This is a genomic window from Arcticibacter svalbardensis MN12-7 (assembly GCF_000403135.1).
Taxonomy (GTDB): Bacteria; Bacteroidota; Bacteroidia; order Sphingobacteriales; family Sphingobacteriaceae; genus Arcticibacter; species Arcticibacter svalbardensis.
In genome coordinates this window covers 23,431-37,897 of sequence record NZ_AQPN01000002.1, presented here as the reverse complement: position 1 = coordinate 37,897, position 14,467 = coordinate 23,431, and the positions used below count along the sequence as shown (strand labels likewise).

Sequence of the window (14,467 nt, the reverse complement as noted above, 5' to 3'; positions counted from 1 at the left end):
ATGATCTAAATTTCATACAATTTATATATATAATTCTTTAAGTAATTCGTTTTTAAACGATTATTACCAACCTGGATTTTGTCCAAGTGCTGGATTTGTTTGTAAGTCAACTTGCGGAATAGGGTAGTAGTACTGCTTGTCATTATCATCCCATTTACGCGTGATCTCGTTCATCCAGATCAGTTCTCCTGATGTTCCATTTTTCAATAACTGTGAATTGGTGTTAGTGCCCAATTTAGGAGAGACGTTTACATAAGTTACTCCGGCAACTGCTGGTGTCGGTGCTGTACCCTGATAGAAAGCGACATCCAGAATCCCGTCTTCGTTTAGATCCATAGGTGTTACTAGTGAAGGGACATAAAAACCATTCCATTGCTGTTCCATCAGTTTTCCTCTTTTCCATCTTAAAATATCAGCGTAACGAAACCCTTCCAGACTCAGTTCAATACCTCTTTCACGTCGTACTTCCAAAATAACAGGGTCAGAGATACCAGGGAAATAGTTAGCTACCAGGTAAGGATCAACCACTGTTGGCTTCGCTGCTAATCCTCCTGATATTCCTGCTCTTGCTCGAAGTACGCCTATAGTTTGTGCCCATTCTGCATCTGTAAGTGTACCCAGTTCGGCTTTTGCCTCAGCATAGTTTAATAGTACTTCTGCATACCTGAATAAGGGGATAGCGTTGATATTTAATTTTCCAGCGTCATAATAAATATCATCCACTGTCAACTTAATGGGCTGATATCCGGTAAAGGTATAAGAGAATAAAGGAGGTGCAGGTACCTGAGCACCATTACTGATCCTTTTGTAATCGCCTGAGCGAATGGTTTGTTTTAACCTCAGGTCTCTGTTTTTGACCTCGTCTTTGAACAACATGGTTGTATAAGCAGGATCATTTGTGTAGGGTGTTCCATCCAGTTTTAAGAAGGTATTGATAAACGTTCGGGTAAAACTTGCTTTAGCACCATACGTTCCACTTGTCCACCACCAATTGGCATCGTGTAAAACATTCAAAGCCAGGTCACTAACTGTAGCTTGCAATACTTCTGTGGTAACAGGCAGCGTGCTGATGAATAACTGGCGATATGAAACGCCCGCTCCACCGGCAGTATTGATGGTGTATTTGCCATTATCCATGACGTACTTGGCGGCCTCTGCAGCATTGGTAAGCCAGGTATTGGCTGTAGATGTAAGATTTAACTCGGTATGGTATTTTCTGAATGTACCTTCGAAAAGGCATAGTCTCGACTTATAGGCATAAGCCACATATTTTGTAACGGTACTTCTAGAAGCATCATCGGTAGCCATAATGTTTGCACACGCAAAATTAATGTCCGCTAATACAGAATCCATGACCACTTCGCGTTTGTCACGTGGCCCATATAATGCAGCATCGTCTATCTCAATAGGCTTTCCCATCCATGGCACATCTCCGAATCGTTTTACCTTTTCCATATAGAAGTAGGCTCTGTAATACCGGGCAATACCCAGGTAATTATTCCTCACTTCTACTGGAACCTTAGGGTCATTACAGTTGGCGATAAAATAATTGATATTTCTTAAATCTTTCCAGTCCCACCCTGAGCTTGAAACAGGTGCGTATCCAGGCTGCAAAAAGGGGTCTACTGAACGAACAGCCAGGTAATCTGACATAGCATCCTGACTTGGGGAATTCCTGGGCAGGAAAGACAAGTTGTAAAAAGAATTTGTATACAATTTTAGTCCGCTTTCATTGCCGAAAACTGCAGATTTGGTAGCCGTAGCCTCAGGCTCCTGATCGAGGTTCTTACATGCTGTGAAACCTAAACAGCCTAGCAGAATCCATATATAGTATTTTTTCATGATTGTGTTTTTATAATGTGATAGACCTGCTTAAAACCCGACGTTTAAGCCTAATGAAACACTTTTTAGCAAAGGGTAGTTATTACCATCGCCGTTTCTGCTGTTTGCGTTCAGGTCCTGATCTGAAGGTACCGCGTTTTCTACATCTATGGTTTTGACAATTTTGTAGAGCGGAGAGTAAGTGAACAGGTTCTCTCCGGAGAAATATACTCTAGCGTTGCGGGCACCGATTCTGGAGATCAACCGGACTGGTAAATTGTATCCTACCTGAATATTCTTCATCCGGAGATAAGCTACGTTTTGCAGGTATTTGGTCTGAGCTACACCAAGTTCTCTGTTGGTATTGCTGGATGCAGCACGTGACATCGTTCTTGGAAAATAAGCGTTTGTGTTTTCGGGTGTCCACATATTGCCAACCTGGAAGGTAGGGATGTTGTTGTAAGGCCTGTTGTATTGACCCCAGAACATCTCAGTTTCTGTACTTGGGTACCATTGCTGCTTACCAACCCCCTGGAAAAAGGTGGAGAAGAAGAAGTTATTATAATCAGCACCCAGGTTTATACCATACAGATATCTTGGAGCATTATTTCCGATGATTCTCCGGTCACCTGGATCGGCAACTGTGTTTGAGCCTACATTAATCAAGCTATCGCCATTCAGGTCTTTTAATTTGATATCTCCGGGATACCAGATATTGGTCGGAGATGCTCTCATTTGCGGATTTTGTTTGGCATGCGCATCTATGTCGGCCTGATCAATGAAGAAACCTTCTGTTTCATACCCCCAGATCTCCCCTAATACCATTCCTTCATAATAACCAGTACCGTCACCGTTTCCATTCACATTGGTCAGTATTTTGGTTGGGTTAGTGTACTTGGTGATTTTCGATTTATTATCTGCAAGAGTAAGGCGGATATTATATTTTAATGGTTTACTATTGCCTATTTTATCATTCCAGCCTAAGGATAATTCCCAGCCTTTGGTTTCTAAATCAGCATAGTTTCCTTTAGGTGCATCATTCCCAAAAATAGCTGGAGGGGTTAAACCTGAAACAAACATATTTGTTGTTTTACGTACATAAGCATCACCAGCAAATGTTAAACGGTTGGAGAACATGGAAAGATCCAATCCTACGTTTGTCGTTGTGGACGTTTCCCATGTTAATTCTTCTGGAAGAACGGCAGGCTGACTGGTAGTTTGTGGTCTGACGCCATTCAGTAAGATATCAGATTGCGTGATTTTGAAAAGTTCTTGAAACGCATAGGAATTTATGTTTCCATTGCCGAGCGATCCGTAAGAAGCTCTTAATTTCAAATCAGAAATATACTTCGGGGAGATTTTCCAGAAGGGCTCCTGGTTGATTCTCCATCCTGCCGACACGGAAGGGAAGAATCCATAACGCTGATTGGATGGAAATTTAGAAGAACCATCGTATCGGGCATTGACTTCTACCAGGTATCTATCCTTGAAAACATAGTTTAAGCGGGAGAATCCACCAAGTATTGCCCATTTTTCATAATCTCCACCGGTGGTAATGGCTTGTCCAAGAACCAGGTTCAGATTTGTGGCATCTTCAAAGATGATTCCATTTCTTTGTGTGGATTGCTTAGTATAGGTGGATTGTTCATAGTTATAACCGGCCATAAACTTGACATAGTGGTCATTGTTGAACGTATTTTCAAATTCACCGTATATGTTAGTGGCCAGGTATTGTGTTTCTCTTCTATCGAATAACAGATCATTGGTCGCTGTTCCTACATAGGCAATTTTACCTAGTGAGGTACTGTAGGGAACCTGAACTCTTTTTTGATCTATATTGTTGTCAGTGTTACGGAAGGTAAAATCAGCGTTCACTCTGAATTTATTGTTAAAAAAGTTTGTTCTCAACCCGGTTATATCCCTGAAAACTTGTTTTTTAGTATCTATTCCATTCTTTCCATAATAAAGATCACCAACGGTATAGGCTGCTGTAAAGGTCAGTGAGCCGTCGGGGTTTAACATGGGAACAGTTGGATGGCCTTCATCTGCAATGTTTCTCCAGATTCCTCCTCCTTCTCCTACGTTAATTGGGTTATGGTAGTTCATCACAGAGAAATCTGCATTGTTTTCTATGCTCATCCATGGAAAGACCTGTATAGAGCCTTTTGCACGAATGTTTTTCGTATCATAATCATCCGAGTTGTAGCGGAAGAGTCCGTCCTGTTGTAAAAAACGACCGGATACAAGGAAGGTTGTTTTATCACCACCTCCACTTATTGTGATGTTATTTTCGCTGGCTGCGGTATTCTTTTTGTAAAGCTGGCCATACCAATCGGTATTGCCATAGTAGGTGTATTCGCCTGTTACAGGATCGACTTCTACTTCATTATAAGGTTGTCCGGATTCTGACCTTCTTTTAAATTCATCCAGGTAAGCCTGAGAAAACTTCTGCGTTTTGTTTGCGTTTTGAGGAAAAGCGCCATCTCCGTTTACAAACGCTTCAGAGAACATTTTTGCCCAGGTATAGCCGTCAGTGACAAAGTCAGGCGTTTGAAGGGGGCTTTTTATGGCGTAATTGGAAGAGAAAGCAACATTAGTACGGCCTTTTGCTGCCTTTTTAGTGGTAATCAGAATTACTCCAAATACACCTCTTGCTCCGTATATTGCGGCTGAGGCGGCATCTTTAAGCATCGATACGGTTTCAATATCGTTTGGGTTAAGCAGACTTGGATCTCCCTCAAACCCGTCTATCAATACCAGGGCGCTTCCACCTTGTCCAACGGATGTGGTACCTCGGATATTATAACTGGGCGACTGCGTTGGCTTTCCATCCATCATCCGGATATTTAAGTTGGGCATTACTCCCTGAAGACCCTGTGAAAGGTTTGGTATCGGCCTGTTTTGCAAGGTTTCACTGGTTACCTGGTCAACTGCACCCGTAAGGTTAGCCTTCTTTTGTACCCCATAACCAACTACAACGATCTCATTTAAGGTCTTTGAATCTGCTTCGAGTCTGACATTGATTGTTGTCTTGTTACCGACAGCGACTTCCTGAGTTGCGAAACCGATAAAGGAAAAAACAAGGACTGATTTATTGTTAAGACCCTGAATGGCGTATTTTCCATTTGCATCTGTTCTGGTTTGCAGTTTCGATCCTTTTAAGGTTACGTTTACACCGGGAATGGATAGATTGTCCCGATCATTGACGGTACCACTGATTGTCTGTGTCTGCGCATAGGCGCCTATAGAGGCAATTAGCAGAACCGCAGACAACAGCAATTTTGTTAGTCTTGTAAATGTTTTATTTTTCATATGCATTGTATTTGCACGCAAAGATATTGCGGGAATGTTAAAACAATTTAATGATTATGTTAACTCAAGATTAAACTTCAAGACAAAAACCTTCCATTTTTAATGTTGATATAATGGCAATATTTGCCATTTGTATTTGTTGTGTTCACGGATGCTAATTGGCAGATCTGTGCTGTTTTAGATAAACAATTGCATAAAACTGAAGCGTTTTTCGGTTTTATAAGAACCTTTATTTATATTTCAACGCTTTACGATTATATTATTCGACCTTTACCCCGTAGTAATTATATTGCTACAGTTAATAATTATGAACAGAAGAAAGTTTATAAGTATTGCAGGAGTAACTACTGTAATAGCAGCCGGTGGCTATTATTGGTCAACTGACAAAAGTAATTTTGTTAGAGAAAATAGTTTAACAAACGCTTCAGGGGATATTTCTTTTCAAAAAGATGAACGTGAAATTCTTTATTTAGCTTCATTAGCACCAAGCGGACATAATACACAACCTTGGTTTGTTAAATACATAGAGCCGTATCACTGGATTATAGGGAACGATAAAAGTAAATGGCTTCCGGGTGTGGATCCTACTCAAAGGGAAACGCTGTTATCGATAGGTGCTTTTCTCCAGAATCTGGAATACGCAGCTGGTAATTTGGGGTATTCATATCAATGTGAGATCTTGGCAAAGAGCAACCAGGATGAAACTATTGCAGTGGTAAAATTGGTTAAATCTTCCAATGTTATTAAATACGATACCACGCAAATTTTACTCCGTAGAACAGTAAGGTCTAACTATTTGAACGATGTATTGAAAACTGCTGATGTGAATTATCTTATTAGACAGGAATTAGGGTTCATGTACTTTATATCGAATAGGGCAAAGGAATGTAAATGGTTGAATGAGCAGACCATTGAAGCCAACAGGATTCAGGCATACCGTAATGCGGCACAAAAAGAATTGGCAAACTGGATCAGGTTTTCAAGTAATGATGCTCAAAAAAATAACGACGGACTTACTTTAGCCAGCATGGAAATAAAAGGTATACCTGCCTGGGTATTGCGAAACTTTTATGGAAAAGAAGATGTGATGAAAAGTAGTTTCAGGGAGCAAAGTATTGATGCTGTTAAGGAACAAGTGGCTCAGTCTGCTGGCTGGCTGCTTATTACGAGTAATGACAGTTCTCCGGTAACATTAATTGAAACGGGTATGCGATTGCAACGTATGCTGTTGAAAATACGGGAAAGAGGTATCGCCATTCATCCAATGACACAAATAATAGAAGAAGCGGCAATAGATAAAAGCTTGAATTCTTCCATCGGGGTCAGTGATCCTGTGCAATTTATATTGCGTACAGGGTATGTTAAAAATTATCCGCAGCCAGTATCTCTCAGGAGACCTGTGGAATGGTTTATGCGTACAGTTTAAAACTTTATTTTATGATCATCACACTTTCTTTATGTGGACTTATCCTTCTTCTTTTGATTGTTAGTAGGATAAACTTGTCCATTCAATTTAGTAAACAAGTAAAAGAACTTTTTGCTCAGTCCGGTGACATTTCTGGTCAGGTATTTCGATCGCAACAAGTTGTTGATTTGCCAGAGCCAGTACAACGTTATTTTAAACATATTCTTAAAGAGGGACAACCTTATATCGGTTACGCTAGTCTTAGACATGATGGGCAGTTTAAAACAGGTTTAGACAAGGACTGGATCAACATAAAGGGTGAACAATATTTTACAACTGCAAAACCTGGTTTTATTTGGAAAGGTGTTTCGTCCATGTTTACTGCGCGTGATCTATATATCAGCGACAAAGGAGGGTTAAAAGTCTCTCTTTTATCACTCTTTACGATTGTCAATGGGAAAGGCGAAAAGTTTAATCAGGGCGAGTTATTGAGGTGGCTTAGCGAGAACATTTGGTTTCCTACCAATCTTTTACCAGGTGATAGGTTAGATTGGAGTTCTATAGATGCTCAAACGGCCCGATTAACCTTCGATTATAATGATATTTCCCTGTTTTTAATTGCAAGTTTTAATGCTATTGGAGAGATTACACAACTTGAAACTAAAAGATATCTAGGTGAGGGAGGTCTGGAAACCTGGTTGATAAAATTAAATAACTATAAGGAATTTGATGGGATACTAGTACCAACTTCTGCTGAAGCGATATGGAAACTCACAGATGGTGATCATAGTTATGCCAAATTTAATGTAAGAAAATTGGTGTACAACAAACCTTCAAAATTGTAAGGATAAATGTGGCTTAATTGATAAACAAGTATACGATTTGATGAGCTAATTTTTCCCTAACATTAGCTTAATCTAAACTTAATCATGGCGCATTACATTTGGAAAAATCAATGTCTTCCTTATGAAATACTTCGGGTGCTTGTGGGTCATATTGCTTTTAGGATGCAGTAGTAACAATAAATCTATTAAAGTAAAAGGATCTGATACCGAGGTAAATTTAGCTGTTCAGCTCGCAGAGAATTTCTATAAGGTAAATTCAGATTTCAGCATTGCTATTTCTGGTGGAGGATCAGGTTTGGGTATTGCTTCGTTGCTAAACGGGCAGGCTGATGTAGCCAATTCCTCCAGACCGCTAAATGAAGAAGAAATTAATCTGTTTAAAACTCGTAAAATAGAGCTTCGCACCATTGTATTTGCTGAAGATGCAACTGCCTTTATCGTACAAAAAAATTTCCCTCTGGATAGTATTGATGTTAAAGGCTTGCGTAATATTCTTAGCGGCAAATATAAAACCTGGAAGAAGGTTACGGGACAAGATGTTCCGGTGAATATTTACGGAAGGCAGAGCAATTCGGGTACACACTCCTTTGTGAAGAAAAAGTTAGCTATCGAGTTTAGTCGCGATGCAAAAGAAATGAACGGGAATGCCCAGATCATGGAAGGCGTTAAGATGGATGTTTCGGGTATTGGATATGTTGGAGCGGGATATATTCTTCAGGATGGAACAGAGCAGCCGGTAAAAGTGCTCAAAATTACAGAGAAAATGGGTCTTCCTGCTATCTCTCCATTGGATAAGGAAGCCATTAATGCTGGCCTTTATTACTTTCAAAGACCATTATATCAGTTTATTCCTACAACATCATGGGGAAAAGTAGAGGCTTTTATTGCATTTGAAAAAGGGGCCTTAGGACAAAAGATCATTCGGGATTCAGGTTATTACATCATAAATTAATAAAAAGAAGCATATGCAGTTACGTGCCAGAGAACGTATTGACCATTCAGTAAAATTGCTTGTAAAAACAACCGGGTTTTTGGTTATCGCTATTCTTGGCGGTATATTTTTCATGCTACTATGGAATACTGCAGCTTTCTTTTTGAAGATTAAACCAATGGATTTTATAACAGGCACCCAATGGAATCCTTCAGGTAATCCTGCTACTTATGGAATATTACCTTTATTAGTCAGCACCTGCCTGGTTACTCTTGGTGCCATGGTAATTGCTATTCCTTTGGGTATAGGAACTGCTTCATTCCTTTCTGAATATGCAGGTAAAAGGCTTAAAAATATTTTAAAACCTATTATTGAAATGCTGGCAGCGGTTCCTTCTGTTGCTATCGGCTTTTTAGGAATTGTGATTTTAGGTCCTGGTATTGCGCAATTAACCGGACAACCAAATGGATTAAATGCTTTAAACGGTGCTATTTTACTTGCTGTAATGGCTCTGCCAACCATTATAACAGTAGCAGAAGATGCCTTACATGGTGTGCCTCATATGTATAAAGAGGCGAGTTATGCAGTGGGGGCAAGTAAATGGAAAACATTGATCTATGTGACTATTCCGGCTGCTGCTCCAGGGATCCTAGCCGCGGTAATGCTTGGAGTTGGTCGAGCTATTGGGGAAACGATGACTGTGCTGATGGCTACAGGAAATGCTTCTGCTTTTCCGAAAGGGTTTTTTAATTCAGTGCGAACTATAACCGCTACAATTGCTATTGAAATGGGTGAAGTACCTTACCAAACGACCCATTACTATTCCCTTTTTGCCATTGCTGCCGTATTGTTTTTAATTACTTTGGCTGTAAATCTGCTGGGTGAGCATTATGTAAACAAATTTAGAAAATACCATTCCGCATGATAAAGAAACTTACATCAGTTATTGAATGGTCAACCTTACTCTTGAGCACAGGTATTGTTTGTTTATTTTTGATCATCATTCTTTGGGATCTGATCAGTAAGGGTGCTCCTTCATTGTCATGGGAATTTGTTAGTACACTGCCCAGGGAAGGTATGACAAAGGGTGGCATTCTGCCAGCAATAATAGGTACAGTGCTGTTAACGATGATCACTGCCTTGGTTGCTGTTCCTTTTGGAATTAGCTGTGCCATATATCTGAACGAATATGCTAGTGACAATTGGGTAACCAGACTGATTCGTGCTTCAATCCGGAACCTAGCTGGTGTGCCTTCTATTATATATGGATTATTTGGCTTAGCGTTATTTGTCCAGGGTCTGCAAATGGGCACATCTTTACTATCTGCTGGTTTTACATTAGGTCTGCTCTCGTTGCCTTATATTATCATTACTACGGAAGAGGCATTACGACGGATCCCTGCCAGTACGCGAGAGGCGGCATTGGCGGTTGGTGCGACTCAGTTTGAATCCATTGTCGATGTGGTTTTACCATCTGCCTTACCGGGCATATTAACGGGAGTGGTATTGACATTATCCAGAGCGGCTGGTGAGACTGCTCCGATCCTGTTTACAGGAGTTGCCTTTTATATAAATAATCCTTCCGGTTTTATAAATCAGGAATTTATGTCGCTTCCTTATCATTTGTATATGCTGTCTACGCAGCATCAGGCGATTGAGGAAGTCAGACCACTTGCCTACGGCACTGCTCTTGTGCTGATTATCGTAGTGTTCTTATTAAATTTAACTGCATTTTACATCAGGTACAAACACAGCAAAAATGAATAAAGATGATATCAAACTTTCCGCATCTTCAGTGAATCTGTGGTTTGGCAATAAGCAGGTGCTTAAAAATATTAATGTTTCCTTTCCAAAGAATCAGATTACTGCCTTGATCGGCCCTTCAGGCTGTGGTAAAAGCACGCTGTTAAGATGTTTTAACCGGATGCACGACCTTTCACCTGATGCCAGGATTGAAGGTAAGTTTTTGTTGGAGCAGCAGGACTTGTATGAAAATGATCTTTCCGTGACACAGGTACGGAGTAGGATAGGGATGGTATTTCAAAAAGCGAATCCTTTTCCTAAAAGTATCTATGAGAACATTAATTACGGCTTAAAAATCAATGATGTACCTAAAGAAAAACGGCAATCGATTATTGAAAATGCGCTGAAAGAAAGTTATATTTGGGAGGAAGTGAAGGACGAGATGCAAAAGCCTGCTACACGATTATCAGGTGGTCAGCAGCAACGTTTGTGTATTGCCCGGGCTGTTTCATTGCGACCTGAAGTGATATTGATGGATGAACCGTGCTCCGCTCTTGATCCTTTGAGTACTTTAAAAATTGAGGAGTTAATAGTAAAACTGAAAAAGGATTATACTATTATCATTGTTACGCATAATATGCAACAAGCACAGCGTGTAGCTGATAAGACTGTTTTTATGTATCTGGGGGAGATTATTGAAGAAGGGGATACAAAAACACTGTTTAGCGATCCTAAAAATGATTTGACAGCAAATTATGTAAAAGGGCATTTTGGTTAACAACACATCATTAACCTTATGTTAAATCATCTTTTGTAATGTTTGAGTTCAGTTTCTGCTTGTATATTCGCAGCGGTAAATGATAATTACCACAAGCAGGGTGCTGGTTGGCAGCATGTGAAGGTTCGAATCCTTCCTCTGCATCTAATAATAAAGGATTATGGAAATAGGTTATTTCTTTGCTGGCCTGGTGCTTATAGCAGTAGTTGCCCTGATCGTCTATTTGATCCGCAGAAACCAAAAGGATGAAAAGAAGTTTGAAAAAGATCTGAATCGATCCGAACTGAGGCCTGATAAACATGACGATGAGGCTTTGTAGCTTTAGTTCGCTATTTAGAAAGGTAAAATCCAATGATTAAAAGGATTCATTTTTTTTTAGTATTGTTTATTGGTATTAGCATATTATATTTTAATGCATATGCTCAGGATTCGCAGCTTTTAACGCTACGTTCGATTAGTCAAAAACACCCCGATTCGGCACTTATTATTCGCAGGCACTTGATTTTTACCTACGTGCGGATACGCTATTAGTGCTATAAAAAATAAAGATCTTATGGCTGCCAACATGGGCGAGATGGGAATTTTATATTACTATAATAAGCAGCTTCATCAATCAAAGACATTATACAACAGAGCCTTATCGCTATACAAACAAACAAGTAACCTAAAGGGACAAGCGGAGATATTTGGCAATATTGGCCATTTGCTGGGAAGACATTGCCGGTAAAGAATTGAAAATAAAGCAGTAGATAGTTTTACTGAATTTATTTAACCAGGAGGAAGGTTAGGAATCGGAATACCGATTCGTTGCAGATACAGGTTAAGCAACCACTATAAATTTTAGAAAATTTGCTTAACCTGTATCTAAATTAGAATGACAGCTTAATAGAGATCAGGAATTGTTAAGTTTTAAAGAGCGATTTATTAGTTTTTATGAATTTGGGTTCTTATATGCTAATATTTAGCGGTTATAGGTTAAACTTGTAATAGGAGCGATCTGTAGTGGTTTAGGCGCTAATAGTACAAAAGGCATGATGAATGTAGAAAAACTGAAAAAGTCTGTTGGTTTATTTATCTCTCTCTCAGAGGAAGAGTGGCAGCATATTTTTAGTTCTTTTAAAATGGAGACGCTAAAAAGGAATAGCTGTTTTTTAACTGAAGGGCAGGTATGTAGATCTATCGCCTTTATTAACTCTGGGATGTTAATCTATTTTAAATCTTTAGACAATGGCGATGAGATGACTACTGACTTTGCCTTTGAAGGCGATTGGGTTACTGATAACCATAGTCGTCTAAATAATTCGCCATCTTTACTAAATGTAAAAGCAATTGAAGATACTGAGCTCTTGATAATTACTAGTAAGGATTTGAATAAGTTGTATGATGATATTCCTAAAATAGAGCGATTAGGCAGAATTTTGATTGAGCAGGCATTCATTAAAGTCACGCAACAAAGCATTGATTTACAGGTGCTTTCAGCAAAAGAGCACTATGTGAAGTTACTTGAGCAGCAACCTGAAGTATTTCAGAGAATTCCACTTTATCATATTGCCAATTACCTGGGCATCAATCCTAAATCATTAAGTAGAATCCGAAACGAAATTTGATCAATAGGTGAATTTGGTAACAAATGCGGCGTATTTAAAAGTACAAGATCCTCATTTTTGTGACATAATATTATCAAAACATAATTGTCATGAAAAAATGCATCGCATTTATTATTATTATCGCTACTATGACCCTCCAGTTAAAGGCACAGAGTGATTTATTAAAAAGCACCTTTTTAAAACCTAATCCACGCAATTATATTGTTAAACAAGCTTTTGAAGTAGAAAGTCTTTTTCCTATGTTTTTAACAGGTGGTTACCATTTTGCATTGGGATACCGGTATGAAAAATTCAGATTTAGAGCAAGTGTTATAAACGGAGGCGATTATGATGCCGAACCTGCAGGATTGAAGAATAAAAAAGGGGACTTTAAAAGGTTCTATAAAACATCACCAGGTTTTTTTCTGGGATATAATGTTTGGAAAAATCTTGAGCTCTATACTTTTATGGAAATGCACACATTTGGTATTGAGCAAAAAAGCTCCGGTATTAAACATAATATTCGTACCAATGATTTTGGTGGCGGTATAAGTTATCAGTTCTTTTTTGGTCGCTATGTGTATTTACAACCTGGATTGCATCTTTATTTAAGGGGTGAACATAGTGCAGATTTTAATGGAACAACCTACAAGATCCCCAGAGCAGATTTAGCACCAGTTATTCGGATAGGAGCCCGACTTTGGAGAAAATAAAACCGTATTTGACGTGATTATTGGGGATTCACAATTCCATTACATCTGGATTCTTTTAACTTCTTAAAATGGGAGGGTGTTAAGCCAGTTATCTTTTTAAACTGATTTGATAAATGAGCGACGCTGCTATAGTGTAATTTATAAGATATCTCGGTGAGTGATAACTCATCATAAACCAACAATTCTTTGACTCGCTCTATTTTGTGCATGATGATATAATGCTCTATATTTATTCCTACTGTTTCAGAAAATAAATTGGCTAAATAGGTATAATTATGATTTAATTTTTCACTGAGATAGTCAGAAAAATTAATTTTTTCCGGCTCATCAGAATAATGGATTAGCTCCACAATGACCTTTTTAATTTTTTCAATCAGGATACTTTTTCTGTCATCCATTAACTCTAAACCATACTTCAAAAGTGCAACACTAAGTTCTTCCAATTGGGCAGGAGAAACTTTCTCCATAATCTCAATTTCACCTAATTCTACGTTTACATAATTCAAGGAAAGCTTTTTTAATTCTTGTTTGACAATCATTTTGCAACGGATACACACCATATTTCTGACGTAAAGTTTCATGATATTATCTGTTGATTAAATTAGCATAGTGCTGTAGTTGAAAAAGATTTCAAATCCCGCCTTCTATTAGTATAGATCTTATTATGATAATGAGGAGAGAATAGAGTTTTGGTTTTCAAGTTATTGTATTGAATACATTAGTTTAAGCGAGAAACCATGGAAAATGTTTTATTTAAAAAAAAACATAAATATTCCAGTAACCTACAATAAGGTACATGTCGGTTTAACAAGTGTGAATAATGTAACTTATTACTTAAGTTATGTAACTCTCCCTAGAAATAGAACCTCACCTTTATACTGTTATCGGTATTTTTTACTGTGATTAAATATTTTAACCGGTAACGCATGATGCATACAAATTTATTTAATTAACAAAACGGATTATGGATCAAAAATACAAACAGGCTGAGCCTGATAGTATTGAAAAAGCAAAGCCGCACATGATCGTTGAGATCATCGAATATGTACCCAATGCCATAGTTATGAAAAATATTATTAAAAAGCCGACCGGAAATATTAGCATCATGTCCTTTGACAGCGGGGAAGGATTGACTGAAAAGACGGTTCCTTTTGATTCGTTTGTGCAGATCATTGAAGGGAACGCGGAAATTGTTATCGACCGGGTTTCTAATCAACTTAAATCCGGGCAGGGTATCGTTATTCCGGCTCATCTTTCTAGTTTTATCAGGCCCAACGGTCGGTTCAAAATGATTCAAACCATTATCAAAAGTGGTTATGAATAATGTTAAGAT

General features: G+C 38.6%; 13 protein-coding genes. 10 read left to right on the top strand and 3 right to left on the bottom strand.

Translation table 11 applies throughout. From position 1 onward, the window contains the following. Positions 1-63: 63 nt before the first annotated feature. Both ADIARSV_RS00485 and ADIARSV_RS00480 read right to left on the bottom strand, forming a co-directional pair. Positions 64-1,842, bottom strand: coding sequence for a RagB/SusD family nutrient uptake outer membrane protein (locus ADIARSV_RS00485; RefSeq protein ID WP_016193367.1), 1,779 nt, complete (start codon positions 1,840-1,842; stop codon positions 64-66). Between the two features lie 30 nt (positions 1,843-1,872). Beyond that, positions 1,873-5,133 carry a SusC/RagA family TonB-linked outer membrane protein gene (locus tag ADIARSV_RS00480; protein WP_152439722.1) on the bottom strand — a complete coding sequence of 1,087 codons (3,261 nt, stop codon included), beginning with the start codon at positions 5,131-5,133 and terminating at the stop codon, positions 1,873-1,875. 307 nt (positions 5,134-5,440) lie between these two features. Here ADIARSV_RS00480 and ADIARSV_RS00475 point away from each other — a divergent pair, with 307 nt between their 5' ends. The 9 genes from ADIARSV_RS00475 (at position 5,441) to ADIARSV_RS00435 (ending at position 13,134) form a co-directional block, all read left to right on the top strand. Then, a complete protein-coding gene (locus tag ADIARSV_RS00475; protein ID WP_016193365.1) occupies positions 5,441-6,559 on the top strand; it encodes an Acg family FMN-binding oxidoreductase in 1,119 nt (372 codons plus the stop codon). Between the two features lie 11 nt (positions 6,560-6,570). Further along, the gene (locus tag ADIARSV_RS00470) at positions 6,571-7,383 is read left to right on the top strand and encodes a DUF6544 family protein (protein WP_016193364.1); all 813 of its coding nucleotides are present in this window, start codon (positions 6,571-6,573) and stop codon (positions 7,381-7,383) included. Positions 7,384-7,504: 121 nt separating this feature from the next. Then, complete coding sequence (locus tag ADIARSV_RS00465) at positions 7,505-8,335, top strand: PstS family phosphate ABC transporter substrate-binding protein (protein WP_040298592.1); 831 nt, start codon at positions 7,505-7,507, stop codon at positions 8,333-8,335. 13 nt (positions 8,336-8,348) lie between these two features. Beyond that, entirely contained in the window at positions 8,349-9,239 is an 891-nt protein-coding gene (gene pstC, locus ADIARSV_RS00460) for a phosphate ABC transporter permease subunit PstC (protein WP_016193362.1), read from the top strand. Continuing rightward, positions 9,236-10,081 carry a phosphate ABC transporter permease PstA gene (gene pstA / locus ADIARSV_RS00455; RefSeq protein WP_016193361.1) on the top strand — a complete coding sequence of 282 codons (846 nt, stop codon included), beginning with the start codon at positions 9,236-9,238 and terminating at the stop codon, positions 10,079-10,081. Before pstC ends, pstA begins: the two co-directional genes overlap by 4 nt. Beyond that, positions 10,074-10,835 carry a phosphate ABC transporter ATP-binding protein PstB gene (gene pstB / locus ADIARSV_RS00450; RefSeq protein WP_016193360.1) on the top strand — a complete coding sequence of 254 codons (762 nt, stop codon included), beginning with the start codon at positions 10,074-10,076 and terminating at the stop codon, positions 10,833-10,835. Before pstA ends, pstB begins: the two co-directional genes overlap by 8 nt. A 160-nt stretch (positions 10,836-10,995) precedes the next feature. Then, positions 10,996-11,154, top strand: a complete 159-nt coding sequence (locus ADIARSV_RS22050; protein WP_016193359.1) for a FeoB-associated Cys-rich membrane protein — start codon at positions 10,996-10,998, stop codon at positions 11,152-11,154. Between the two features lie 712 nt (positions 11,155-11,866). Then, positions 11,867-12,442, top strand: a complete 576-nt coding sequence (locus ADIARSV_RS00440) for a Crp/Fnr family transcriptional regulator (protein WP_235048337.1) — start codon at positions 11,867-11,869, stop codon at positions 12,440-12,442. 89 nt (positions 12,443-12,531) lie between these two features. Further along, positions 12,532-13,134, top strand: coding sequence for a hypothetical protein (locus ADIARSV_RS00435; RefSeq protein WP_016193356.1), 603 nt, complete (start codon positions 12,532-12,534; stop codon positions 13,132-13,134). Positions 13,135-13,151: 17 nt separating this feature from the next. On the opposite strand, the gene ADIARSV_RS00430 is transcribed toward ADIARSV_RS00435, so the two are convergent. After that, a complete protein-coding gene (locus ADIARSV_RS00430; protein ID WP_040298589.1) occupies positions 13,152-13,715 on the bottom strand; it encodes a helix-turn-helix domain-containing protein in 564 nt (187 codons plus the stop codon). Between the two features lie 383 nt (positions 13,716-14,098). Between ADIARSV_RS00430 and ADIARSV_RS00425 the strand changes: the two genes are divergently transcribed. Then, positions 14,099-14,458 carry a cupin domain-containing protein gene (locus tag ADIARSV_RS00425; RefSeq protein ID WP_016193354.1) on the top strand — a complete coding sequence of 120 codons (360 nt, stop codon included), beginning with the start codon at positions 14,099-14,101 and terminating at the stop codon, positions 14,456-14,458. Positions 14,459-14,467 lie beyond the last annotated feature (9 nt).

Bases quoted from the DNA above. Each gene is read 5' to 3' on its own strand.
- ADIARSV_RS00475 (WP_016193365.1), top strand. From the start codon at position 5,441: ATGAACAGAAGAAAGTTTATAAGTATTGCAGGAGTAACTACTGTAATA.
- ADIARSV_RS00435 (WP_016193356.1), top strand. From the start codon at position 12,532: ATGAAAAAATGCATCGCATTTATTATTATTATCGCTACTATGACCCTC.
- ADIARSV_RS00430 (WP_040298589.1), bottom strand. From the start codon at position 13,715: ATGAAACTTTACGTCAGAAATATGGTGTGTATCCGTTGCAAAATGATT.
- ADIARSV_RS00480 (WP_152439722.1), bottom strand. From the start codon at position 5,133: ATGAAAAATAAAACATTTACAAGACTAACAAAATTGCTGTTGTCTGCG.
- pstC (WP_016193362.1), top strand. From the start codon at position 8,349: ATGCAGTTACGTGCCAGAGAACGTATTGACCATTCAGTAAAATTGCTT.
- ADIARSV_RS00440 (WP_235048337.1), top strand. From the start codon at position 11,867: ATGATGAATGTAGAAAAACTGAAAAAGTCTGTTGGTTTATTTATCTCT.
- ADIARSV_RS22050 (WP_016193359.1), top strand. From the start codon at position 10,996: ATGGAAATAGGTTATTTCTTTGCTGGCCTGGTGCTTATAGCAGTAGTT.
- ADIARSV_RS00425 (WP_016193354.1), top strand. From the start codon at position 14,099: ATGGATCAAAAATACAAACAGGCTGAGCCTGATAGTATTGAAAAAGCA.
- ADIARSV_RS00470 (WP_016193364.1), top strand. From the start codon at position 6,571: ATGATCATCACACTTTCTTTATGTGGACTTATCCTTCTTCTTTTGATT.
- pstA (WP_016193361.1), top strand. From the start codon at position 9,236: ATGATAAAGAAACTTACATCAGTTATTGAATGGTCAACCTTACTCTTG.
- ADIARSV_RS00465 (WP_040298592.1), top strand. From the start codon at position 7,505: ATGAAATACTTCGGGTGCTTGTGGGTCATATTGCTTTTAGGATGCAGT.
- ADIARSV_RS00485 (WP_016193367.1), bottom strand. From the start codon at position 1,842: ATGAAAAAATACTATATATGGATTCTGCTAGGCTGTTTAGGTTTCACA.
- pstB (WP_016193360.1), top strand. From the start codon at position 10,074: ATGAATAAAGATGATATCAAACTTTCCGCATCTTCAGTGAATCTGTGG.